The 23182-nt window shown below is 66.5% G+C and carries 23 protein-coding genes and 1 pseudogene; 19 read left to right on the top strand and 5 right to left on the bottom strand.

Going from position 1 to position 23182, the window contains the following annotated elements; genetic code table 11:
* Positions 1–69: 69 nt before the first annotated feature.
* Positions 70–2223, bottom strand: coding sequence for an acyltransferase family protein (locus MHY23_RS06040; RefSeq protein WP_239306812.1), 2154 nt, complete (start codon positions 2221–2223; stop codon positions 70–72).
* Between the two features lie 373 nt (positions 2224–2596).
* On the opposite strand from MHY23_RS06040, the gene rpsP reads away from it, so the two are divergent.
* The gene (rpsP, locus tag MHY23_RS06035) at positions 2597–3115 is read left to right on the top strand and encodes a 30S ribosomal protein S16 (RefSeq protein ID WP_181888668.1); all 519 of its coding nucleotides are present in this window, start codon (positions 2597–2599) and stop codon (positions 3113–3115) included.
* 97 nt (positions 3116–3212) lie between these two features.
* On the opposite strand, the gene MHY23_RS06030 is transcribed toward rpsP, so the two are convergent.
* Positions 3213–4184, bottom strand: coding sequence for a DUF1963 domain-containing protein (locus MHY23_RS06030; RefSeq protein WP_239306811.1), 972 nt, complete (start codon positions 4182–4184; stop codon positions 3213–3215).
* Positions 4185–4229: 45 nt separating this feature from the next.
* Here MHY23_RS06030 and rimM point away from each other — a divergent pair, with 45 nt between their 5' ends.
* From rimM to MHY23_RS05975, 12 genes and pseudogenes are all read left to right on the top strand, one after another.
* Entirely contained in the window at positions 4230–4730 is a 501-nt protein-coding gene (gene rimM / locus MHY23_RS06025; RefSeq protein ID WP_239306810.1) for a ribosome maturation factor RimM, read from the top strand.
* Position 4731: 1 nt separating this feature from the next.
* Positions 4732–5553: pseudogene (gene trmD / locus MHY23_RS06020) on the top strand (tRNA (guanosine(37)-N1)-methyltransferase TrmD); the annotation flags it as partial.
* A gap of 237 nt (positions 5554–5790) precedes the next feature.
* Complete coding sequence (locus MHY23_RS11910; RefSeq protein ID WP_255711319.1) at positions 5791–5922, top strand: hypothetical protein; 132 nt, start codon at positions 5791–5793, stop codon at positions 5920–5922.
* Between the two features lie 36 nt (positions 5923–5958).
* Positions 5959–8247 carry a Tex family protein gene (locus tag MHY23_RS06015; RefSeq protein ID WP_239306809.1) on the top strand — a complete coding sequence of 763 codons (2289 nt, stop codon included), beginning with the start codon at positions 5959–5961 and terminating at the stop codon, positions 8245–8247.
* Positions 8248–8361: 114 nt separating this feature from the next.
* Positions 8362–8709, top strand: a complete 348-nt coding sequence (rplS, locus tag MHY23_RS06010; RefSeq protein ID WP_181888664.1) for a 50S ribosomal protein L19 — start codon at positions 8362–8364, stop codon at positions 8707–8709.
* A 243-nt stretch (positions 8710–8952) separates the two neighbouring features.
* The gene (gene lepB, locus MHY23_RS06005) at positions 8953–9630 is read left to right on the top strand and encodes a signal peptidase I (RefSeq protein ID WP_239306815.1); all 678 of its coding nucleotides are present in this window, start codon (positions 8953–8955) and stop codon (positions 9628–9630) included.
* 4 nt (positions 9631–9634) lie between these two features.
* Positions 9635–10291, top strand: a complete 657-nt coding sequence (locus tag MHY23_RS06000; protein ID WP_239306808.1) for a ribonuclease HII — start codon at positions 9635–9637, stop codon at positions 10289–10291.
* On the top strand, positions 10288–10593 hold the full coding sequence (locus MHY23_RS05995) for a DUF2469 domain-containing protein (protein WP_181888661.1): 306 nt from the start codon (positions 10288–10290) through the stop codon (positions 10591–10593). Before MHY23_RS06000 ends, MHY23_RS05995 begins: the two co-directional genes overlap by 4 nt.
* A 182-nt stretch (positions 10594–10775) precedes the next feature.
* The gene (locus tag MHY23_RS05990; protein ID WP_239306807.1) at positions 10776–11156 is read left to right on the top strand and encodes a YraN family protein; all 381 of its coding nucleotides are present in this window, start codon (positions 10776–10778) and stop codon (positions 11154–11156) included.
* Positions 11143–12669 carry a YifB family Mg chelatase-like AAA ATPase gene (locus MHY23_RS05985; protein ID WP_239306806.1) on the top strand — a complete coding sequence of 509 codons (1527 nt, stop codon included), beginning with the start codon at positions 11143–11145 and terminating at the stop codon, positions 12667–12669. Before MHY23_RS05990 ends, MHY23_RS05985 begins: the two co-directional genes overlap by 14 nt.
* The gene (locus MHY23_RS05980) at positions 12670–13845 is read left to right on the top strand and encodes a DNA-processing protein DprA (RefSeq protein ID WP_239306805.1); all 1176 of its coding nucleotides are present in this window, start codon (positions 12670–12672) and stop codon (positions 13843–13845) included.
* A gap of 24 nt (positions 13846–13869) precedes the next feature.
* Positions 13870–14763 carry a tyrosine recombinase XerC gene (locus MHY23_RS05975; RefSeq protein WP_239306804.1) on the top strand — a complete coding sequence of 298 codons (894 nt, stop codon included), beginning with the start codon at positions 13870–13872 and terminating at the stop codon, positions 14761–14763.
* Here MHY23_RS05975 and MHY23_RS05970 read toward each other — a convergent pair.
* Complete coding sequence (locus tag MHY23_RS05970; RefSeq protein ID WP_239306803.1) at positions 14726–15265, bottom strand: M23 family metallopeptidase; 540 nt, start codon at positions 15263–15265, stop codon at positions 14726–14728. The two genes, MHY23_RS05975 and MHY23_RS05970, sit on opposite strands and share 38 nt — an antisense overlap.
* A gap of 301 nt (positions 15266–15566) precedes the next feature.
* Between MHY23_RS05970 and rpsB the strand changes: the two genes are divergently transcribed.
* From rpsB to pyrH, 3 genes are all read left to right on the top strand, one after another.
* Positions 15567–16514 (top strand): 30S ribosomal protein S2, encoded by a 948-nt coding sequence (gene rpsB, locus MHY23_RS05965; protein ID WP_239306802.1) that lies wholly within the window; start codon positions 15567–15569, stop codon positions 16512–16514.
* A gap of 195 nt (positions 16515–16709) precedes the next feature.
* Positions 16710–17528, top strand: coding sequence for a translation elongation factor Ts (tsf, locus tag MHY23_RS05960; protein ID WP_239306801.1), 819 nt, complete (start codon positions 16710–16712; stop codon positions 17526–17528).
* 231 nt (positions 17529–17759) lie between these two features.
* Complete coding sequence (gene pyrH, locus MHY23_RS05955) at positions 17760–18443, top strand: UMP kinase (protein WP_070474098.1); 684 nt, start codon at positions 17760–17762, stop codon at positions 18441–18443.
* Here the strand turns inward: pyrH and MHY23_RS05950 are convergent.
* Positions 18440–19522, bottom strand: coding sequence for an amidase family protein (locus tag MHY23_RS05950; protein ID WP_239306800.1), 1083 nt, complete (start codon positions 19520–19522; stop codon positions 18440–18442). The genes pyrH and MHY23_RS05950 overlap by 4 nt on opposite strands.
* Positions 19523–19598: 76 nt before the next feature.
* Between MHY23_RS05950 and frr the strand changes: the two genes are divergently transcribed.
* The 3 genes from frr to rlmN are packed head-to-tail and all read left to right on the top strand — an operon-like array spanning position 19599 to position 22275.
* The gene (gene frr / locus MHY23_RS05945) at positions 19599–20156 is read left to right on the top strand and encodes a ribosome recycling factor (protein WP_181888652.1); all 558 of its coding nucleotides are present in this window, start codon (positions 19599–19601) and stop codon (positions 20154–20156) included.
* Positions 20157–20192: 36 nt separating this feature from the next.
* On the top strand, positions 20193–21113 hold the full coding sequence (locus MHY23_RS05940; protein WP_255713910.1) for a phosphatidate cytidylyltransferase: 921 nt from the start codon (positions 20193–20195) through the stop codon (positions 21111–21113).
* A 58-nt stretch (positions 21114–21171) separates the two neighbouring features.
* On the top strand, positions 21172–22275 hold the full coding sequence (gene rlmN / locus MHY23_RS05935) for a 23S rRNA (adenine(2503)-C(2))-methyltransferase RlmN (protein ID WP_181888651.1): 1104 nt from the start codon (positions 21172–21174) through the stop codon (positions 22273–22275).
* Between the two features lie 270 nt (positions 22276–22545).
* Here rlmN and MHY23_RS05930 read toward each other — a convergent pair whose 3' ends face one another.
* Positions 22546–23079, bottom strand: a complete 534-nt coding sequence (locus MHY23_RS05930) for a DUF2631 domain-containing protein (RefSeq protein ID WP_239306798.1) — start codon at positions 23077–23079, stop codon at positions 22546–22548.
* Between the last annotated feature and the right edge of the window lie 103 nt (positions 23080–23182).

Below are 23182 nucleotides of genomic sequence, written 5' to 3'. Positions count from 1 at the left end.
GGGACGAGGGACGGGGAACGAGCGGGCCGAACCGCGGGGGAGCCGACGGGAGCGCCACGGGTATGGGGGCTACGGGGTGGCCGGAGGGGCGTCGAGAAGCGAAAGCTCCTCGAAAACGGGCGCGAGGCGCTCCCACAGCACCGGGGTCAGGGACTCGGCGTAGGCGTTGGAGATGTGGTTTTGGTCGCGGTAGATGTACACGTTGCCGATCTGCGGTGGGCACAGACCGTCCACGCAGTACCAGCTGGCGGTGTCGATCTCCCACTGCGCGTAGGCGCCGTCGATCAGCTCCGCCGCTGGGTCCTCGGGAGCGTAGACCATGTCCGCGGCCATGGAGCAGTCGTGCTCGGAGTAGCCCGCCACGATGCACAGGTTCGGGTCCATTGGCTCGCCGGTGGGGGTGAACATCCACGGGTTGTCGCGCAGGCCCACGAACGGGATGCCTAGCTCGGCCAGGCGCTGCCAGAGGTTGGCGTAGGCTTCCGGCACGTAGTCGGCGGAGACGCGGCCGTCGCCGGCGTGGCCCGCGGGGCGGGTGGAGGTGGAGATGACCATGGCGGGCTGCAGGTTGATGATCTCCTGCATGGCGTTTTCGCCCCACTCGGCGCACTCGGGGGAGACGATCTCGTTGGCCGGATCCAGAGGCCCGCCGACAACCAGCGGGCATTCCTGGCGCACGAAGGTGGCGACCTTGAAGTGGTGCTCCTTGCCCAGTTTGTCCAGGGGGACGATAAACGGCTCGATGTGGGAGCCGCCGGCGAGCACGACCGTCGTCTCCGCCGCGAGGTCGCCGTAGGTGCAGTCAGGGCCCGGCATGGCGTCGGGGGCTTCGGGGAGGAAGATCATGCAGTCGTCGAGCCCGATGGGCGGGAACACGCCGGCGATGAGGTTCGGGTTTGGCTGCGGTTTCACGTTCGGCACTTGCGCGCCTTGGATGGCGCGGGCGCCGGGGTAGTTGACCGGGTCGAGGGCCTTTTCCGCGCTGTCGACGCGGATGTCCCAGTACGGCTGCACGGCCAGCGCCACGGCAAAAAGCGCTGTCGCCAGCACGCCACCTACCGCACGCGCGGCACCGGGCAAGGTGCGTAGCGACGCTCTCGCGTCGGCCACCGGATGGTCGTCGCCACGCGGGCGCTGGCGGTGCTGACGAAGCGGATCCTCCACGAGCGTGTGGGTGACGTGCGCCAGGCACAGCGACACCACAATGACAAGTGCGCCCAGCCAGGCCGGCGGGGTGTCGTAGCCGCCGATGACGGTGACGATGATCAAAAGCGGCCAGTGCCACAGGTACAGCGAGTAGGCCACGCTGCCCAGCCAGGTCATCGGGGCGGAGGCGAGCACTCTGGACACGCCGTTGGCGTTGCCGGAGAGGATCACCAGCGCCGCACCTGTGAGCGGGATCAGGGCGACGGGGCCGGGGAAGGCCAGCGAGGTGGGCACGATCAGACCGGTGACGGCGATGAGCACCACGCCGAGCAGCGCGGTCAGCCATGCGGTGGTCTGCGGCAGGAACCGGTTCCTCGGCACGAACGCCAGCAGCGCGCCGAGGGAGAGCTCCCACGCGCGGGAGAACGACGAGTAGTAGTTCTCGCCGGTGCCCTCCAGCCCGAAACGAGAGGCCCAGGCGAACGACGCCACGGTGATCACTGCAAGCAGCGCAATCGCGGCGCGGCGGGCGTGCTCAGGCTTCGCGTGCAGCTTCACGACGGCCACGGCAACGACCCAGCCCATAAGAATGCCGAAGACATAGAACTGCCCCTGCACGGACATGGACCACAGGTGCTGCAGGGGAGAGGTCTCCTGGCTGGCCGCGGCGTAGTCCGCGTTCTGCGCCATCAGCTCCCAGTTTTGGAAGTACAGCATCGACGCGGTGACCTGGCGGGACAGCTCCACGCCCATCAGCTCCGGGGTGAACGCCATGACCAGGCCGACGACTGCAACCACCACCAGCGCCAGTGCCGGCACCAACCTGCGGATGGTGCGCCACAACGGCCACCACGGGTTCAGGTTCGGGTTCGGGCGCAGCGCGTAGCGCAGCTGGCCGCCGAGGAAGAAGTAGCCGGACAGCAGCAGGAACACATCGACGCCGCCGGAGACGCGGCCGACGAACACGTGGAAGATGACCACCAGCGCGATGGCGAAGCCTCGCAGCCCGTCCAGGTCAACGCGGTAGGCGGTGGAGCCCTTCGTCGGCCGCGGTGCGTGCCCTGCCGTCGTACTCAACCGTTTCTCCAACCCGTCTTGTCGTGTGTGTCTTGTTGCGCTGTGCCGATTATCGTCACAAGCGGTTAAGGACAATACCGCCACCAACGCGCCGGACCGAACCAGACTCGCGCGGACGTGGAAAGGCGAAAACCGGACGCGTGTTTTGGAACCTGGGCGAAGCGCGCGTAAGGTATCACGGGTTGTCCGGCGTGTATGTGCGCCAGGCACGACAAGTCCATAACTGCGTACGCGCCGGATCCGTCTCACCCCGTGCTTTAAAGCACGGGAGGTCGCCCGGCCAGGCACGCGCAGGGTAAATAAGAAGGGTTGAACCGGCTCGTCGATAAGTGGCGAGTGTCTGCACTGCCCAGTGACCTAAAGGAAGTACACCATGGCTGTAAAGATCAAGCTGCAGCGCGTTGGCAAGATCCGCAACGCGCAGTACCGCGTCGTCATCGCTGACGCCCGCACCCGCCGCGACGGTGCCGTCATCGAGAACATCGGCATCTACCACCCGAAGGAAGAGCCGTCGCTCATCCGCATCGATTCCGAGCGCGCTCAGTACTGGCTGGGTGTCGGCGCGCAGCCGACCGAGCCGGTGCTCGCACTGCTGAAGGTGACCGGCGACTGGCAGAAGCACAAGGGCCTCGACGGCGCCGAGGGCACCCTGAAGGTGGCCGAGGAGAAGCCGTCCAAGCTCGACCTGTTCAACCAGGCTCTTGAGGAGGCCAAGAACGGCCCGACCGCCGAGGCCATCACCGAGAAGCGCAAGAAGGCCAAGGAAGAGGCTGAGGCAAAGGAGGCCGCTGAGGCCGCCGCTGCTGCCGAGGCCGAGGCTGCTGAGGCCGAGGGCGAGTCCGCTGAGGCTGAGTCCGAGGCTTCCGAGGACGCTCCGGCTGAGGAGAACTAAGCACTCTTCGCTTATCGACGAACCCCCGTTCCCGCACACCGCGCGCGGAACGGGGGTTTCGTGTTGGTGGGGGGCAGTTTTTTAGGGTGTGTTTTCTCTAGCTGCACTCCCAGCCGAAGATGACCCGGTCGAAGTTGCGCGCGGCGAGATCGTCAGGGTGGATGAAGAAATTGCCGTAGCCGCAGTCGCCAAACATCAGATTGCCGTCGTGACTTACAGATGCAAGCGACACGCGCGGGTCTCCGGGTGTCAGAATGCAGTCATTGATCCACTGGGAGTATCCCCCGAGCCGAGTACTGTCCTTCCAAAAGTAAGGTGCTGGCTGTAGTAGCTGGTCAGCCGAGGGGTCGAGAGCAAATCCTTCTTGTTCCGCCTGGGCGATAGCGGAATCAAACATAGCCTGAAGTTCGCTTTTGTCATCTGTCCACGCTCGCGTCGTGCAAATTTCTTCTTGATCCCCGATTACTCTGCGTGACACGATCCGCCCGCGGAACGTATGTAGTGTTTGCAGATCGCTGTCTCTTCTTAGAAGGGCGTGGGGTTTGCGGGGTGAAAAAGCGTAAGTGTTGAATTCTTTGGACCCTAGAGTCACAAATTGATCGGTGCGCACACCAGAAATAGTGGTGGCCTCGAGTGGATCAATTGCGGGGTGATCACCGGAATCCAGGACACTTTCGGGCACCTCACCAACGTGCGGTTTTGTCGTGTCCGGAAGGTATCGAGCGTTTTGAGTTGGTTCGTGGTCCGATGGTTCTTTTACCGTATCCCGGTAATTATCGCCCCACATGTCATCATCTGAGACGAACAGTTGAAGTAGCCCGGTGGTTGGAAAACCAGGGAGAGGATCGAATTCTGAAAAATTGAACTGAGCGATGAAGTACATAGGCTCACCACTGCGATACGGGTACGGCGCGTATTCGGGGAGGTACGGGGTCCCACACACCTTGGAGGTTGTGGGGCTATCCGGACGTTCGCTGGACTCGAACCGGATTGAGGGGCGTGTAGTGAATTCGTCGAAGGAATACTTCAATTCATTGGAGGTGCCGGTTGGGCCTTCGTAGATCCTCATACTCGCGCAGTGTAGGCAGATTATGCGCTGATAGTCTTGGCTCCCATGGAGCTGCAGATCGGCCGCGTGGTCAAGTCCCACGGCGTGAAAGGTGAGGTTGCCGTCGAGTTGCTGGCGGACGAGTCGGAGGAGCACATCGTCGTCGGCGCTGTGCTCACCGGCCGCCAAGCGGGCAAGGAACGGGAGCTGACCGTGAAGACGGTGCGCCCGCACCAGAAGCGCCTGCTGGTCAGCTTCGAGGAGGTGCCGGACCGCACTGCCGCTGACAGCCTGCGCGGCATGAAGTTCTTCGCCGAGCCGCTGGAGCGTGAGGAGGACTCGGACGAGTACTACAACCACGAGCTCATCGGCCTGAAGGTGCGCCACGAGGGTGCAGAGGTCGGCGAGGTCACCGGCGTGATGGACGCGCCGAACCGGAAGATCCTGGAGATCGACTACAACGGCAAGGACGTCATGGTCCCGTTTGTGATGGACTTCGTCCCGGAGCTCGACACGGATGCGGGCTACCTCACCATCACCCCGCCCGAGGGCCTGCTGGATGTCTAAGCTGCGCCTCGACGTTGTCACCATCTTCCCCGAGTACCTCGACCCGCTGCGCCACGCGCTGCTGGGCAAGGCGATCGAGCAGGGGATTCTGTCGGTAGGCGTGCACGACCTGCGCGATTGGGCCACCGGCAACCACAAGTCCGTGGACGCCCCGCCGCTGGGCGGGGGGCCGGGCATGGTGATGAAGCCGGAGGTGTGGGGGCCCGCGCTTGACGACGTCGCCAAAGGCCGCCCCGGAAGATCCCTCGACACCGCCGCCGCGCACCGCAACGACAAGCTGCGCCACGACGACCTCCACGAGGTGGCACCCCGTCCGTACGAGGGCGGCGAGGACAGCGGCAAACCGCTGCTGCTCGTGCCCACCCCGGCCGGCAAACCCTTCACGCAGCAGGACGCACAGGCGTGGTCGCGCGAGGAGCACATCGTGTTCGCCTGCGGGCGCTACGAGGGCATCGACCAGCGAGTCTTCGAGGACGCGAAAAAGCGCTACCGGGTGTGCGAGGTCTCCATCGGCGACTACGTGCTGATCGGCGGCGAGGTTGCCGTCCTGGTCATCGCGGAGGCGGTCACGCGCCTGATCCCGGGCGTGCTGGGCAACACCGAAAGCCACGAGGACGACAGCTTCTCCGACGGTCTGCTCGAAGGCCCGAGCTACACCAAGCCCCGCGTGTGGCGCGGGCTGGAGGCGCCGGCAGTGCTCACCTCCGGCGACCACGCCAAGGTGGAGGCCTGGCGCAGGGAGCAGTCCTTGAAGCGCACCCGCGAGGTCCGCCCAGAGCTGCTGGAGCAAACTCATCTGAGCGAGGACGACCGGTTCATGTTGGACGCACGCGACGTGCTTACGACGGTGAGAGTGGACGGGGCGACGCGGGTCGTCGTCAAGCAAGTGCGCAGGGCCTTGAAGAAGGCCGGATACCGCGACCCCGAGATCACGCTGGAGGGGGATACGCTCACTGTCGCCGGGCGCACGGCGCTCGCGCTCGAGGAGGCCACGCGTGCGGTGGAAAATGCGCTGCCACCTGGGGCTTATCAGTCAGGCGAGACTGTAGAGGTTTAACCTATGTGGTGGGCAACCACCGGCACCACGCGCATTGGCAAGTTCGTGATCAACCACTCCTTCCTGGTCCCGGGCGCGATCTCGGTGTTCACCTCGTGCGTGGTGGGTTCGCTTCTGGCGCAGGTGCTGCTGTAAAACTGGCGCAACACAGGCGCGACTAGACTCGCCCGAATGACATCAATCGCAGCCATCATCGCGAACGAAATCAATGTGCGGGACACCCAGGTCGAGCAAGCGCTGAAACTGCTCGCCGAGGGCAACACCGTCCCGTTCATCGCCCGCTACCGCAAGGAGGCGACGGGCGGCCTCGACGACGCGCAGCTGCGCCACATCGAGGAGCGCAACACCTACCTGCTCGAGCTCGCCGAGCGGAAGAATGCCGTGCTGGAAAGCATTGAAGAGCAGGGCAAACTCACCGACGAGCTGAAGCAGGCGATCCTCGCCGCCGACACCAAGGCGCGCGTGGAGGACCTGTATTTGCCGTACAAGAAGCGCCGCAAGACGAAGGCGGATATCGCGCGGGAAGCCGGGCTTGAGGCGTTGGAGCAGCAGCTTATCGACGACCCTTCGGCCGACCCCGAAACATTGGCAAAGGCCTACCTCTCGGAGGGCTTCCCGGACGCGAAGTCCGCCCTCGAGGGCGCCCGCGCGATCCTGGTGGACCGCTTCGCCACGGACGCGGACTTGGTCGGCGAGGTGCGCGACCGCGTGTACGCCCAGGGCACCATGCGCTCCGCCGTGGTGGAGGCCAAGGAAACCGAGGGCGCGAAGTTCGCGGACTACTTCGAGTTTTCCGAGCCGTTTGAGAAGCTGCCCAGCCACCGCATCCTGGCACTGCTGCGCGGCGAGGCCGAGGGCGTGCTCACCCTGGACATGGACCCGGGCGAGGAGGCCGTCTACGAGGGCATGATCGCGGAGCGCTTCGACCTGCCGGTCAAAGACTCCGAGTGGCTGGCCAAGGCGGTGCGCTGGGGCTGGCGCACCAAGCTGCAGGTCTCCGCGAACCTGGATACCCGCATGCGGCTGAAGGAAAAGGCGGAGGAGGGCGCGCTGCAGGTGTTCAAGACCAACCTGCGCGACGTGCTGCTCGCCGCACCCGCCGGCCAGCGCGCCACGCTGGCCCTGGACCCGGGCTACCGCAACGGCGTGAAGTGCGCCGTGGTGGACGAGACCGGCAAGGTGCTTGCCACCACCATCGTCTACCCGCACCAGCCGCAAAACCGCTGGGACGCCTCCCGCGCGGAGCTGGCGTCGCTGGCCGCGCAGCACGGCGTGGAGCTCATCGCCGTGGGCAACGGCACCGCCTCGCGCGAGAGTGAAAAGCTCGCCGGCGAGGTGGCGGACCTGATCGCCCAGGCCGGCGGAAAGCGGCCGACCCCGGTGGTGGTGTCCGAGTCCGGCGCTTCGGTGTACTCCGCCAGCCAGATCGCGGCGGAGGAGTTCCCGGACATGGACGTCTCCCTGCGCTCGGCGGTCTCCATCGCGCGACGCCTGCAGGATCCGTTGGCGGAGCTGGTCAAGGTGGACCCGAAATCCATCGGCGTGGGCCAGTACCAGCACGACGTGAACCAGACCGCGCTCGCCCAGACGCTGGACGCAGTGGTGGAGGACGCGGTGAACTCCGTCGGCGTGGACGTCAACACCGCCTCGGCGCCGCTGCTCGAGCGCGTGGCCGGCCTGTCAGGCACGGTGGCGAAGAACATCGTGGCCTACCGCGACGAAAACGGCCGGTTCACCACCCGCAAGGAGTTGGGCAAGGTGCCGCGCCTCGGCCCGAAGGCGTTCGAGCAGGCCGCCGGCTTCCTGCGCATCCAGGGCGGGGCCAACCCGCTCGACGGCTCCGCGGTGCACCCGGAGGCCTACCCGGTGGTCGAGCGCGTCGCCCAGGCCACAGGTTTGAGCACCGAGCAGCTCATCGGCAACACCGCGGTGCTGACCAAGCTCGCCCCGGCAGACTTCGCCGACGAACAGTTCGGCGTGCCCACCGTCACCGACATCCTCGCCGAGCTGGACAAGCCGGGCCGCGACCCGCGCCCGGAATTCAAGACCGCCGAGTTCAAGGAAGGCGTCAACGAGGTCAAGGACCTCAAACCCGGCATGATCCTGGAAGGCACGGTGACCAACGTCGCCGCCTTCGGCGCGTTCGTGGACGTGGGCGTGCACCAGGACGGGCTGGTCCACGTCTCCGCCATGAGCCACAAGTTCGTCTCGGACCCGCACGAGGTGGTGCGCTCCGGCGAGGTGGTGAAAGTCAAGGTCATGGATGTCGACGTCGCCCGCAACCGCATCGGGCTGAGCTTGCGGCTTGACGACGAGCCGGGCCAGCCGGCGCAGATGAAGCAGCGCAAGCAGCAGGGCAAGACTTCGGGCAAGGGTCGGAAGCGGGGTAGGCCGGAGGGACGTCGAGAAGCATCCGGCTCGATGGCTGACGCGTTGAAACGCGCCGGATTTGGGAAGTGACCGGCGCATATGTAAAATGCTGCAGGTTCTTGTAATCGACATGAACCGGCCGAGCGCCCCAGGTGGGGAAGTGCCGCCAGGGTCCTCTGTCCGAACACGTAAAGGATTGCTTTCATGAGCAACGGCATCATTGATCTTGTCGACGCAGGCCAGCTGCGCGACGACATCCCGGACTTCCGCCCGGGCGACACCCTCGACGTCCACGTCAAGGTTATCGAGGGTTCTGTGACCCGTACCCAGGTCTTCACCGGCTTTGTGGTCCGCCGCCAGGGCGCGGGCATCCGCGAGACCTTCACCGTGCGCAAGGTCTCCTTCGGCATCGGCGTTGAGCGTACCTTCCCGGTGCACTCCCCGAACATCGAGAAGATCGAGGTTGTCCGCAAGGGCGACGTCCGCCGCGCGAAGCTGTACTACATGCGTGACCTGCGCGGCAAGGCTGCCCGCATCAAGGAGCGCCGCTAGTTTCAGCGCGCACAAGTGCCCCGTCCGAGTTCGCTCGGGCGGGGCACTTTGCTTGTCGACGGCTCCCGCGGTGCTAACGTATCCCGGGTGACCAACGTGAACGGACCCGCAGGCGAGCCTTCCGCCTCGAAGCCTGCACAGCCCCACAACCCGTACGCCGCCGAGCCGCGCTATGAGGCGGCCCCGGAGGCGCAGCAGCCGGCCGCGGACGAGCCGGAGGAGAAGAAGGAGCTTCCCTGGTACGTGGAGATCCCGGTCGTGGTGGTGCTGACGCTTCTGATCATGTTTGTGATCCAGACGTTCATCGGCCGCCTCTACGTCATCCCGTCCGCCTCCATGGAGCCCACGCTGCACGGCGAGTCCGGCTCCGGCGACCGCATCTTCGTGGAGAAGGTCAGCTACTACTTCTCCGACCCGGAGCCGGGCGACGTGATTGTCTTCGCCGGCACCGATTCCTGGAACACGGGCTTCGACTCCAACCGTTCCTCCAACCCGGTCATCCGGGGCATGCAGGAGGTTGGCTCCTGGGTGGGCCTGGTGCCGAAGGACGAAAACACCCTGGTCAAGCGCATCATCGCTACCGGCGGGCAGACGGTGTCCTGCCAGGCGGGGGACCCGGCGATCATGGTGGACGGCAAGCCCATCGACCAGTCCTACATTCTGCAGCCGAACTTCTACCCGGTGGATAAATCCACAGGCTCCGACGCCTGCGGCGGGCCGTACTTCGGCCCGGTGACGGTGCCGGAGGGCAACTACTTCATGATGGGCGACAACCGCACCAATTCACTGGACTCGCGCGCGCACATGGGCGACCAGTTCCAGGGCACCATCCCGGAGGAGAACATCCGCGGCAAGGTCAAGGCTGTGGTCTTCCCGGTCAACCGCATGCAGGGCGTGAGCGACCCGGACATCCAGCAGTAGGCCCGTGCGGCGCTTAAAACAGCTGCGCACCTACGAGGTCGCCTTGGACAAGGCGGGTTTCGGTCCGGTGGCGGGGGTGGACGAAGCCGGCCGGGGCGCGTGTTTCGGCCCCATCACCATCGCCGCGTGCGTGCTGCCGCCAAAGCCACAGTCGGCACTGGCGGAGCTCACGGACTCCAAAAAGCTCACCGCCCGCAAGCGCGACGTGCTGTTCGACGCCGTGAAAGACATCGCGGTGGCGTACTCCGTGGTGCACATCCCCGCGGCAGAGATTGACCGCCGGGGCATCCAGCACGCCAACATTGACGGCGCGCGCCGCGCCGTCGCCGGGCTTTCGGTGCAGCCGGGCTACGTGCTTATCGACGCGTTCCGTGTCCCCGGCCTTCCCTCACCCCAACTGCCGGTGGTGGGAGGCGACTACACCGCCCGCTGCATCGCCGCGGCAAGCGTGCTGGCCAAGGTGAGCCGGGACCGGCTGGTGTGCGAAATGGCCGAGAAGTTTCCCCAGTACGGGCTGGAGGGCCACAAGGGTTATTCCACGAAGGTGCACCTGGACGCGGTGCGCCGCCACGGTGCGAGCCCCGAGCACCGTTATAGTTATGCGAACGTCAGGGACGCTGACGACTTCTATTGGCAGTCCAGCAAGAAGGGGCACGCATGAGCGCCGAGGATCTTGACAACTACGAGGCAGACGTCGAGCTTTCCCTCTACCGCGAGTACCGGGACGTGGCCAGCCAGTTCTCCTACGTGGTGGAAACGGAGCGCCGGTTCTACCTGGCCAACGCCGTGAAACTCATCCCGCACACCGATGGCGGCGACGTCTACTACGAGGTGCTGATGTCGGACGCGTGGGTGTGGGACATGTACCGCGCGGTGCGTTTTGTGCGCTACGTGCGCGTGATCACCTACAAGGACGTCAACATCGAGGAGCTGGACAAACCCGATCTGACCTTCCCGGAATAGGGCTGTAGCGAGCCGTTTGTAAAACTCGGCGTGTCGCGCTTTGCGTCAGGGATTCACCTGGCCAAATTCCGGTGCGGTCGCCGAGTTTTACAAAACTGCCCGCGCCATGGAACCGCGGCGGGGCCTTCCACGTCTGATAGAGGACCAACATTTTTGGCAACTCTATGAAACGGGGAGGCACCGTGCAGGTGAACTATCAGGACCAGTGGGAGCTGGGCAGGGCGGGCGAGCACGCCGCCATCAGGTGGTACGAGGACGAGGGCTACACCCTCTTGGGCCACCGGCAGCGCATGCGGGCGGGCGAGATCGACGCCGTTGTCGAGGACGAGGACGGCACCGTCGTCTTCGTGGAGGTGAAGTCCCGCCGCGGCACCGCGTTCGGCGCCGCGGAGGCGGTGACCACGAAGAAGCTCAACACCATGCGCCGGTGCGCGGCGCAGTGGCTGGACAAGCATTCGCAGGGCCAGTACCGCCCGATCCGCTTCGACGTGGTGGAGGTGGTCTTCGACGGCGAGGATTACATCCTGCGCCGTTTCCCGGGGGTGGAAGATGGCGCTTGCTAGCACGATGAGCGCGACCGTGGAGGGGGTCACCGCCCGCCTGGTCACGGTGGAGGCAAACGTTGGCGCCGGGTTGCCCGGCATGCACATGGTGGGTTTGGGCGACGCGGCGGTGAAAGAGTCGCGCGATCGCATCCGCACCGCGATTTCGAATTCTTCCCTGCCGTGGCCGCGCACGAAGATCATGGTGTCGCTCTCGCCCGCGCACCTGCCGAAGGCCGGCTCGCACTTCGACCTGCCGATTGCCCTGGCGGTGCTGGGCAGCCTGGATCCGCGGGTGGAACGCACGCTCGCGTCCACGATGTTCTGCGGGGAGCTGGCCCTGGACGGGACTTTGCGACGGGCCGAAGGCGTGCTGCCGATGCTCATCGCAGCTTTCGACGCGGCAGACCCGATCCGCACCGTCGTCGTGCCCAGGGCTAACGCCGCCGAGGCCGCGTTGCTGGGCCGCCGGGAGGTGCTGGTGGCGGATTCGCTTGCGCAGGTGTGGCAGTGGATCGCCGGCGAGGTGGAGCTCGAGCCCGCAACAGCGCCGGAAGCTGACGCGCCGCAGCGGGCGGTGCCGGATTTCCAGGACCTGGCGGGGATGTCCGAGGAGCGCGAGGCCCTCGAGGTGGCGGCGGCCGGCGGGCACCACGTGATGATGATCGGCCCGCCGGGCTCGGGCAAGTCCATGCTGGCGGAGCGCATCCCGTCGATCCTGCCGCCGATGGATGTGCAGGAGATGGTCGAGGTCACCGCCATCCACTCCGCGGCCGGGGTGTCCGGCGGTGGGGTTGTGGAAACGCGGCCGTTTATCGCCCCGCACCCCTCGCTGACGCGCGTGGCGCTGATCGGCGGGGGAGGCGGCACGCCGAGGCCCGGTGTGGTGAGCCAGGCGCACCGCGGGGTGCTGTTTTTGGACGAGGCCTCGGAGATTCCGGCGCCGGTGCTCGACGCGCTTCGCATCCCGCTGGAAAAACGCGAGGTGCGGCTGACACGCGCGAGAAGGGAAGTGGTCTACCCGGCGGATTTCCAGCTGGTGCTGGCGGCGAACCCGTGTGCGTGCCAACGGATCAACGGGCAGTGCTCGTGCAAGTCCCCGCAGCGGGCGCGGCACTTAAGCAACGTCTCCGGACCGTTGAAGGACCGCCTGGACGTGTTCGTGACCACTTCGGGCGACGCGGCGGTGCTCAGCCCGAGGGACGCGGAGCCGTCGAGAAGCATCGCCCAGCGTGTGGCGGCCGCCCGCGAGCGCGCCGCAGCCCGGTGGGCGAAAGCGGGCTGCGACGAGGACGTCAACGGACGTGTGCCCGCGACGCTGATCCGCAGACATTTCCCCGCCAAGGAATCGGCGATGGCGATGCTGCAGGCGGAGCTGGTCCACGGCAAGATCACGCAGCGCGGGGTGGATAAATGCCTCAAGCTGGCCTGGACGCTCGCGGACTTGGAAGAGATGGACCAGCCGGACATCCACCATGTCTGCCGCGCGGTGGAGATGCGCGAGCACCAGCTGCAGCAGCAAGAGGTGGCGTAGATGTCGTCGTTGGAATCCTGGGCCTACCTCTCGCGGGTGGTGGAGGGGCCGTCGCACCACATCCAGGCGCTTCTGCGGGTGGGCAAGACCGCGGACGAGATCGCCGACGGTGTGCGCACCCGCGCCACCTGGATCGGTGGCCTGCTGTCGCAGACCGAGAACCGATACACCTGGGACCGCCCGGCCGAAGACCTCGAGTTTGCGGCGGAGCTCGGCTACACGCTTATCACCCCGGAGTCGCCGCAGTGGCCGACGGAGGCGATCCAGTGCTCGTTTGGCCGTAAGCAGACGGGGGCGGCGAGCAAGGCCAGCCACCAGCCGGACGGCATTGCGCCGCACGCGCTGTGGGTTGCGGGAAACACGAACTTGGCGGGCCTGTTCGCCCAGTCCGTGGGCGTGGTGGGCACCCGCCACGCCACCAAGTACGGCCACATGGCAACAAAGGATCTGGTCGCCGGCCTGGGCGGGCACAACTACACGGTGGTCTCCGGCGGCGCGCTGGGCATCGACACGGTCGCCCACACGACGGCCATGGACGTGCACACCCCGACCGTGGTGGTGGCGGCCTGCGGGCCTGGTGAGCACTACCCGCGCTCCAACAAGGCGCTCTTCGAGCGCGTGGTGGCCACGGGCGGCGCATTGATGACGGAGTATCCGCCCTCGGTCACCCCGGACAGGCACCGCTTCCTCACCAGAAACCGACTCGTGGCGGCGCTAACGCTGGGCACCGTGCTGGTGGAAGCGCCGTTTCGCTCCGGGGCGCTGAACACCCTGAAGTGGGTCAACGTGTTCAACCGCACCGCCATGGCGGTGCCGGGGCCGGTCACGGACGCCCAATCCCTCGGCGCCAACCTGGCCATCCAGAACAACGAGGCGGAGATGGTGCTCAACGCCGGCCAGATCCACGAGCAGCTCTCCGCCGTCGGCGAGTTCAGCGCCGAAGAGCAGATGGAGATGGAGTACCCACCAAGCGTAACCCAGCAGCTCTCGCGCAACGAGCTGCGCATTTACGACGCCCTTCCGCCCGCCGGCCGCGCCGGCCGGGAAGCCGAGGCTGTGGCGGCGGATTCGGGGCTTTCCATCGCGCTGACGGTGCACATCCTGATGGACCTGTCCAAGCGCGGGTTGGTGGAGCGCGACAAGCGGCTCTGGTCGCGGGTGGAACAGCCTGGGTAAGGGGAGCGAGTACACTGCCGTGACATGAGTAAACATCTGGGGCAAGTGCAGGCGGCGGTGGAAGACTTCGCCGAATACGCCGAACTTGTCCTCGGCCGCTCCCCGAACACGGTCAAGGGCTACGTCGCAGATCTCAAAGGGCTCGCGGGCTACGCAGATACCTTCGACGCGTTCACCCTCGACGCGCTGCGGCGCTGGCTGGCGGACGCGATGGGCGCTGGCAAGAGCCGGGCCACGCTGGCTCGCCGCACCGCCGCCGCCCGCGCCTTTTCCACCTGGGCCTACCGCCAGGGATACATCAGCACCGATGCCGCGGCGCGGCTGAAAGCGCCGAAGGTCAACCGCCCGCTGCCCACGGTGGTCAAGGGCGAGCGCGCCGGGGAGCTCGTTGAGGCGGGCACCGCCGACGACGCCCACCCGGCCGAGTATTTGCGCGACCGCGCCATGCTCGAGCTGCTCTACGCCACCGGCATCCGCGTCGGGGAGCTGACGGGCTTAAATCTCGGCGACGTGGACTTAGCCCGCGGCCTGGCGCACGTCACCGGCAAGGGCAACAAGCAACGCGTCGTGCCGTTCGGCGACGAAGCCGCGGCGGCTGTGTCCGAGTGGCTGGAATTCGGCCGTGCAGAACTTGCGGGCGACACGCCGGCGATGTTCGTCGGCTCCCGCGGCGGGCGCATCGACCAGCGCCAGGTGCGCCGCATCGTCGAGCGCGCCGGGCAACGTGCCGGGGTGGAACACGTCAGCCCCCACACGCTGCGCCACACCACCGCCACCCACATGCTGGAAGGCGGGGCGGACCTGCGCGTGGTGCAAGAGATGCTCGGCCACACCAGCCTGCAAACCACGCAGATTTACACCCACGTCTCCGCGCAGCGGCTCAAACGCGTCTACGACCAGGCGCACCCGCGCGCGTAGGGGAGCCGTCCAGGGGTTTGAGCCGGATCCGCGGCGCCTCCAACAGTGTGAGCGGGTCGATGTAGGCGTCCTTGCCCGTAAGCGCGCCCCAGTGCAGGCCGTCGTGGGAGCCGGAAAACCCCGCCGGGGCGTGCGCGAGCGTGCCAATCGGCTCGCCCTCTTTCACCTTGTCGCCGACAGTCAGCGGGGAGCGCACCGGCTGGTACGTGGTGCGGATCCCGCCGGCGTGGTCGACGGAGACTACTGGGGTGCCGGCCACCGCGCCCACGAACGCCACGACGCCGTCGCCAGCGGCCAACACGTCGGCGCCGAGGCGCAAGGGCAGGTCCACGCCGCGGTGGCCGGGCTTCCAGTTCTGCTCCGGGATGTCAGCGGGCCGCGCCACCGCCGCCGGGTGCGGGGTGCCGGCGGCGGGATCGACCCAGGCGGCTGCCGGTGCGGCGCAGGTGGCGGCGGCAAGGATGAGGGCGGTGGTGGACCGGAGGATCGTCGATAGGCGCATGCGTGAATAGGAGCATGCCGGACGCGAGAAAACTAGCCTGGTTGCGGAAATCTGTGGATAACCCGGCGCCTGCCGCGGCGTTATCCACAGAACGCGCAGTTGAGATTAGGTTTTGCGGACGTAAGCGGGTAGTGTTGCACGGGCAGCTTTTATGGGCTGACTACGCGCGCCGGATAATGCCTGCTCAGCGACGGTCCCTCTCACAGGGTGCAGGGCGAGCACGGTGCCAGGGTGCGGGATACAAACCCGCACGTGAGATACGCAATGTAACCGAACTACTTTCTCCGAAGGAGACGAAACCATGGCAGTTGTAACCATGCGTGAACTCCTCGACGCCGGTGTGCACTTCGGCCACCAGACGCGTCGCTGGAACCCGAAGATGCGCCGCTTCATCTTCACCGACCGTAACGGCATCTACATCATCGACCTGCAGCAGACGCTGACCTACATCGATGAGGCCTACGAGTTTGTCAAGGAGACCGTCGCACACGGCGGCACCGTCCTGTTCGTCGGCACCAAGAAGCAGGCACAGGAGCCGATCCAGGAAGAGGCGCAGCGCGTCGGCATGCCGTACGTGACGCACCGCTGGCTGGGCGGCATGCTCACCAACTTCCAGACCGTGTCCAAGCGCATCGGCCGCATGAAGGAACTGCAGGCCATGGACGCAGCCGAGGACGGCTACGCAGGCCGCGGCAAGAAGGAAGTCCTCATGCTCACCCGCGAGCGCATCAAGCTCGAGCGTGTGCTGGGCGGCATCGCCGACATGACCAAGGCGCCGTCCGCGCTGTGGATCGTGGACACCAACAAGGAGCACATCGCCGTCAACGAGGCGCAGAAGCTGCGCATCCCGGTGGTTGCCATCCTGGACACCAACTGCGACCCGGACGTCGTGGACTTCCCGATCCCGGGCAACGACGATGCCATCGGCGCCGTGAAGCTGCTCACCCACATCGTGGGCGAGGCTGTCATCGCCGGTAAGCAGCAGCGCGAGGAGCGCCAGCTCGCTTCCGCACGCGACGCTGCAGGCGACAACGACGCGAAGCGTCAGGCAGAGGCCGCGGAGGCTGCTGCCCAGGCTGCAGCTTCCGAGGAAGTGTCCGCAGCTGACGCAGCGAAGGCTGCCGTCGCAGCTGAGTCCGCAGCTCCGCAGGAAGTTGCCGAGGTTGAGCAGCCGCACGCTGTCCGCGCAGCTGAGCAGGCTGAGGCCAAGGCGAACGAGTCCGGCGACGAGTCTGCAACCCAGGCGTAAGCTTTCCGGCTCACGCCACCTGCACGCGCACCCCGCGTTCCGCTCACGCCCGCCGGCTTTCACGCCCGGGACAGTGCGGGCGCGGGGTGTTTTGTGTGCGCCCCGTTCCAAGCCGTGCCACAGCGAGTACTGTCGGCTACGCTTGAAACGGTTTGAACACTTTTAGCAACACATTCACGAGGAGGATCGCCCACTATGGCGAACTACACTGCTGCTGACGTCAAGAAGCTCCGCGAGACCACCGGTTCCGGCATGCTCGACTGCAAGAAGGCACTCGAGGAGACCGGCGGCGACTTCGATAAGGCCGTCGAGAACCTCCGCATCAAGGGCGCGAAGGACGTGGGCAAGCGCGCTGAGCGCAACGCCCTCGAGGGCCTGGTCGCCGTTTCCGGCAACACCATCATCGAGATCAACTCCGAGACCGACTTCGTGGCCAAGAACCAGGAGTTCAAGGACATCGCAGCCCAGATCGCTGACGCAGCCGCCGCAGCGAAGGCGAACTCCCAGGAGGAGCTGGCGAACGCAGACGTGAACGGCGAGACCGCGCACGACGTCCTGGAGCGCCTCTCCGCCAAGATCGGCGAGAAGCTCGAGCTGCGCCGCGCCGCCACCATCGAGGGCGAGCGTGTCGAGGCGTACCTGCACCAGAAGGCTGCGGACCTCCCGCCGGCAGTCGGCGTGCTGGTGTCCTACACCGGCGACAACGCCGAGGCAGCGCACCAGGTCGCTCTGCAGATCGCCGCGATGAAGGCTCGTTACCTCAACCAGGAGTCCGTCCCGGCGGAAGTCGTTGAGAAGGAGCGCGCGGTCCAGGAAGAGATCACCCGCAACGAGGGCAAGCCGGAAGCTGCCATCGCCAAGATCGTCGAGGGCCGCATGGGCGGCTTCTTCAAGGACGTTGTTCTGCTGGATCAGCCGGCGCTGTCTGATTCCAAGAAGACCGTCAAGCAGTACGCCGAGGAGAACGGCATCGAGGTCCTGGACTTCGTCCGCTTCGAGGTCGGCCAGGCTTAAGCCACAGGCTTAAGCTGCGCTAACAGCCAAGCCCCGCACCGCTTCCGCCCAGTTGGGCCGGTGGCGTGTGCGGGGCTTCGTCGTGAAGCATGATGCCCCCAATTGCACGTTTCGGTGTGCGCATTAAAGCACGTCTAGAATCGTCTGCGAACATCTGCACATCCCGCCGCGCAAAAGGAGCGAATTTCGGTGACTGACCTCAATCCCAGCCGCACAGGTTTCAAGCGAGTGATGCTGAAGTTGGGCGGTGAAATGTTCGGCGGAGGCAAGGTCGGCATCGACCCGGACGTGGTCGAGTCCGTCGCGCGCCAGATCGCGGACGTGGCACGCGCAGGCACCGAGGTGGCCGTGGTCATCGGCGGCGGCAACTTCTTCCGCGGCGCCGAGCTGCAGCAGCGCGGCATGGACCGCGCGCGCTCCGACTACATGGGCATGCTGGGCACGGTGATGAACTGCCTGGCGCTGCAGGACTTCCTGCAGCAGATGGGCGTGGACTGCCGCGTGCAGACCTCCATCAACATGGCCCAGATCGCCGAACCGTACCTGCCGCTGCGCGCCGCCCGCCACCTGGAGAAGGGCCGCGTGGTCATCTTCGGCGCCGGCATGGGCATGCCGTACTTCTCCACGGACACCACCGCCGCCCAGCGCGCGCTGGAGATCGGCTGCGAGGTGCTGCTGATGGCCAAGGCTGTCGACGGCGTGTACGACTCCGACCCGCGCGAGAACCCGGACGCGAAGCTGTACTCCGAGATCTCCCCGCGCGAGGTCATCGAAAACGGGCTGAAGGTCGCCGACGCCACCGCGTTCAGCCTGTGCATGGACAACAACATGCCGATCCTGGTGTTCAACCTGCTGCAGGAGGGCAACATCGCGCGCGCCGTCTCCGGCGAGCAGGTGGGCACGCTGGTGGCCTAAGCGCGTAACAGCTCGGCCTGCGCCGCCAGGCCGAGCAACTCCGGGCCGCTGAGTGTCAGGCTGCCCAGGTGCACCCCCGCGAGCGCGATTGCGGGGGTGCGCAGCATATTGAATACCGAGCACCACGGCGACCATTCGGTCTGCGCGTGGAAGCTTGCTTCGGGGTGCAGCGCAGGGAAATAGCCGAGCGGGGGTGGATCGAACGCGATGGTGGGGGAGAGTACTGCGTCCACGCCCCACTGCGCCGCGAGCAGCGCGGGCAGTGCGCGCGTGTGCGCTTTCGCCGCGGCGACCTGCTCTGGCCGCAGCCGGTGCGCCTCCTCTTTCAGCCACGCGATGTAGCCGCTGTCCAGCGGGTTCACGTCCTTGAACGAGCGCTTGATTGTGGTGCTGAAGTGCGCGTACGTCTCCTTTGACTCGGCGTAGGGGGAAATCTCCACCACCTCGTGGGTGCGTCCCAAAGCAGCAGCAAGCTTCTCGACGTCAGCTCCGCGCCCCTCCGACCCCTCAGGGTCCGCGAACACGCCCCGGGTGAGGACACCGATGCGCAGCCTCCTGCGCGCGGGCGGCGTCCAACCGGTGAGCCTGAACAGGTCGCCGACGTTGCGGGTGAAAAACCCGTGGGCGGACAGGTTGCGGCTGGCAAGTTTCAGCCCCACCACCCCGCAGGCTGCGGCCGGCACACGGATTGAGCCGCCGGCGTCGGTGCCGTGGGCAGCTCGCACCGTGCCGTCCGCCACCACCACTGCGGCGCCCGCGGAAGAGCCGCCGGGTGTGCAGCCGGGGAAGGCGGGCGATTCCAGCACGGCCACGCCGGGCCGCTCCGCGTAGCAGGTGGCGCCCAGCTCGGAGGTCAGGGTTTTGGCGGCGACGCGCGCTCCGGCGTCGATAAGCATCTCCGCAAACGGGTCCGTTGCCTGCGCGGTGTAGGCGCGCGCGGGGTTGCCGTGCGTGGTGGGCCAGCCTGCGACATCGGTGCCGTCTTTGATCGGGATGCTCCAGCCGGAAAGCCGCCCGCCGAGCGGGCCTGCGAGCGCGGCGCCGGGCGGCGCGACGAACGTGAAGGCTGGGTGCGGCATGGCGACAGTCTAGGCACGCGGCGGGCGCTGGTAAGTTAAGGGTGACGCAAACCCGAGAAACGATAGGGGTAAAACCATGATTGATGACGTTTTGCTGGACGCCGAAGAGCGCATGACCGCCTCCGTTGAGCACACCCGAAACGAGCTGGCCACCATCCGCACCGGCCGTGCGAACCCGGCCATGTTCAACGGCGTGATGGCGGACTTCTACGGCGCGCCCACCCCGATCAACCAGATGGCCACCATCTCGGTGCCGGAGCCGCGAATGCTTCTGATCAAGCCGTACGACATGTCCACCATGGGCGAGATCGAAAACGCCATCCGCAACTCCGACCTCGGCGTGAACCCGACCGACGACGGCCAGGTCATCCGCGTGTCCGTCCCGCAGCTGACCGAGGAGCGCCGCAAAGAGCTGGTCAAGCAGGCCAAGCAGAAGGGCGAGGACGGCAAGATCGCCATCCGCAACGTGCGCCGCCAGGGCATGGAAGCGCTGAAGAAGATCCAGAAGGACGGCGACGCGGGCGAAGACGAGGTCATCACCGCTGAGAAGTCGCTGGACAAAACCACTCAGGACTACGTCGGTCAGATCGACGAGATCGTGCAGCGCAAGGAAAACGAGCTGCTGGAGGTCTAAGCCGACGTGTCGAAGGCGCAGACGGAAACCACTGAGATGGGTGCGGCGGTGAATGATGCGCCGGAGGAGCGCGAGGCCAACCCGAGCCGCTGGCCCAGCCGCGCCCCGAAGCCGAAGAACAAGGCGGGGCGCGACCTGCCGGCGGCGATTGCCACGGGCGTGGTGCTCGGCGCGCTGGTCATCGCGGCGGTGTGGATCGGGCCCATGGCCTGGTACCCGCTGGTCGCCGTCGCCGTGGCGCTGGCCATGTGGGAGGTGATGACGCGCCTGCGCGAAGCTGGCTACGTCCAGCCGCGCACGCTGATGATCATCCTCGGCCAGGCCATGCTCTGGCTGTCCGCGCCTTACGGCACCACGGGTCTGGTCTCCGGATTCGCCTTCACCGTGCTGGTGGTGATGTTCTGGGGCATGTTCCACCAGGGTAGGCACCACCAACCGGAGAACTATCTGCGTGACACCGCAGTGGCGATCTTCGTGCTCGCGTGGATCCCGCTGTTCGGCACCTTCGCCGCCATGATCTCCCGGATCACCGAGGCCGGGGTGGACGGCTCCGCGTACATCGTGGCGTTCATGCTGTGCGTGGTGGCCAACGACGTCGGCGGCTACGCCGCGGGCGTGATGTTCGGCTCCCACCCGATGGCCCCGGCCGTCAGCCCGAACAAATCCTGGGAGGGCTTCGCCGGATCCATGACCGCCGGCATCATCACCGGTGTGCTGGTGGTGCACTTCCTCATCCACGGGCCGTGGTGGATGGGCATCGTGCTCGGCATCGCCCTGGTCATCTGCGGGACCATGGGCGATTTGGTGGAAAGCCAGTTCAAGCGCGAGCTGGGCATCAAGGACATGTCCAACCTGCTGCCGGGCCACGGCGGCATCATGGACCGCCTCGACGGCATGCTGCCCGCCGCGGCGGCGACCTACATCCTGCTCACCACCATCACGTTGATGAACCCGTAGGTTTACGCCCGCGCCAGATTCGAAATTCGCCGCGCGACGTGCCAAGATGGGGCGCACTATGAGCGATTTCCCCCAGATCCAGCTGCTCGCGCCGAAGCGCGGCATGCCGCCGAAGCACTTCGCGGACTTGAGCAAAGACGAGCGCATCGACGCGCTCAAGGAACTCGGCCTGCCCAAGTTCCGCGCCGACCAGATCGCGCGCCACTACTACGGCAAGTTCGAGGCCGACCCGCTGACCATGACGGACCTGCCGGAAGCGCAGCGTCAAACCGTCAAGGACGCGCTGTTTCCCACGCTTTTGACGCCGGTGCGCACGGTGGAGACCGATGAGGGCGACACGACGAAGACGCTGTGGCGGCTTCACGACGGCACCCTGCTGGAGTCCGTCCTCATGCGCTACCCGGGCCGCGCAACCCTGTGCATCTCCTCGCAGGCCGGCTGCGGAATGGCCTGCCCGTTCTGCGCCACCGGCCAGGGCGGGCTGGACCGCAACCTGTCCGTGGCGGAGATCGTCGACCAGGTCCGAGCCGCCGCCGCGATGATGGCCGCCGAGGGCTCGCGCCTGTCCAACATCGTGTTCATGGGCATGGGGGAGCCGTTGGCCAACTACAAGCGCGTGGTCAACGCCGTGCGCCAGATCACCCAGCCGTCGCCGGACGGCTTCGGCATCTCCCAGCGCAACGTCACCGTCTCCACGGTGGGGCTCGCCCCGCAGATCCGCATGCTCGCGGACGAGGGCCTGTCCTGCACCCTGGCTGTCAGCCTGCACACGCCTGACGACGAGCTCCGCGACGAACTCGTCCCCGTCAACAACCGCTTCGAAGTGTCCGAAGTGCTGGACGCCGCCCGTTACTACGCGGACCAGACCGGCCGGCGCGTGTCCATCGAGTACGCGCTAATCCGCGACATGAACGACCACGACTGGCGCGCGGACCTGCTGGGCAAGAAGCTGCACTCGGCGCTGGGCTCGCGCGTGCACGTCAACGTGATCCCGCTCAACCCGACGCCGGGCTCGAAGTGGGACGCCTCGCCGAAGGCCCGCCAGGACGAGTTCGTCCGCCGCGTGGCCGCCCAGGGCGTGCCGTGCACGGTGCGCGACACCAAGGGCCAGGAAATCGCCGCGGCCTGCGGCCAGCTCGCCGCCGACGAGGACGCCAGCTAGCCGCTTAGCTTCTGCCGAGCTCACTTTTCGCGTTTACCTGCGGCGCTACAGCCCACGCCGCAACCCTCCCGAGCACGCCTCCGCGCACAGACCCCCAGTACAGGACCCCTAGTATGCCCAAAATAGGGCCATACTAGGGGTCTCTTGCTCGGGGTCTGCGGATTCAAGCCGGGACGGGCTGGCAGTTGGTGTTTGGGGGGAGCCGTCGCGAGCCAACGGGCACGAAAAAACCGCCAGCGGGGGCTGGCGGTGACGGTGGCGTCGAGAAGCTTAGATGCGCTCGTGCTTGCCGCGGGACTCGACGGTGATGACCTCAACGTCCTCGCGCTGGTGCGCCGCGTCGACCGGGCGGGCAGCGGTGCGCTCGACCACGCGCTCCTCACCGCGTGCCGGGCGCAGGTGTGCGACGCGGCCCGGCTCGATGTTCAGGGCGCGCAGCTGGGAGTCGGTGAGGTTCTCGTACACGTCGCCGGAGAGGGTGGCCTGGTCGTAGATCCAGTCCGGCTCCTGGTGGCCCACCGGCTTGTTGTGGGAGGTGACGGTGCGGACCTGGTTCAGCTTCGGCTTGGTCGCGTGCAGGATCAGGCCGAGCGCGATCAGCACCGCGAGGGCGATGAGCCAGATGGTCTCCACGTGGCCCTGGTGGTTGCCAAAGTTGTAGGCGATGAGGAACAGGACGGAGATCCAACCGGCGATCTGGATGGTGCGGTCAGTGAACGCGCTCCAGCCGAAACGGGCGGACGGAACATCCGCCTCAGAAACGCCGTTGTACACCTGGGGTGCGTTGTCCTTCGCGTGGGCCACTGGAATGCTCCTTCAAAGCCTGCTTAGCGGTTGCCAAGATCGGTAAAACTTTCAGCGCCTATCATCGCACACCGGGTGGGGCAAAGGGGACTTCTCACCCCCA

Origin of the sequence: Corynebacterium sp. ACRQP, assembly GCF_022345915.1 — a bacterium.
GTDB classification, from domain to species: Bacteria; Actinomycetota; Actinomycetes; order Mycobacteriales; family Mycobacteriaceae; genus Corynebacterium; species Corynebacterium lehmanniae.
The sequence above is the reverse complement of the archived record's forward strand: the minus strand, read 5'-3'. Positions and strand labels throughout refer to the sequence as shown.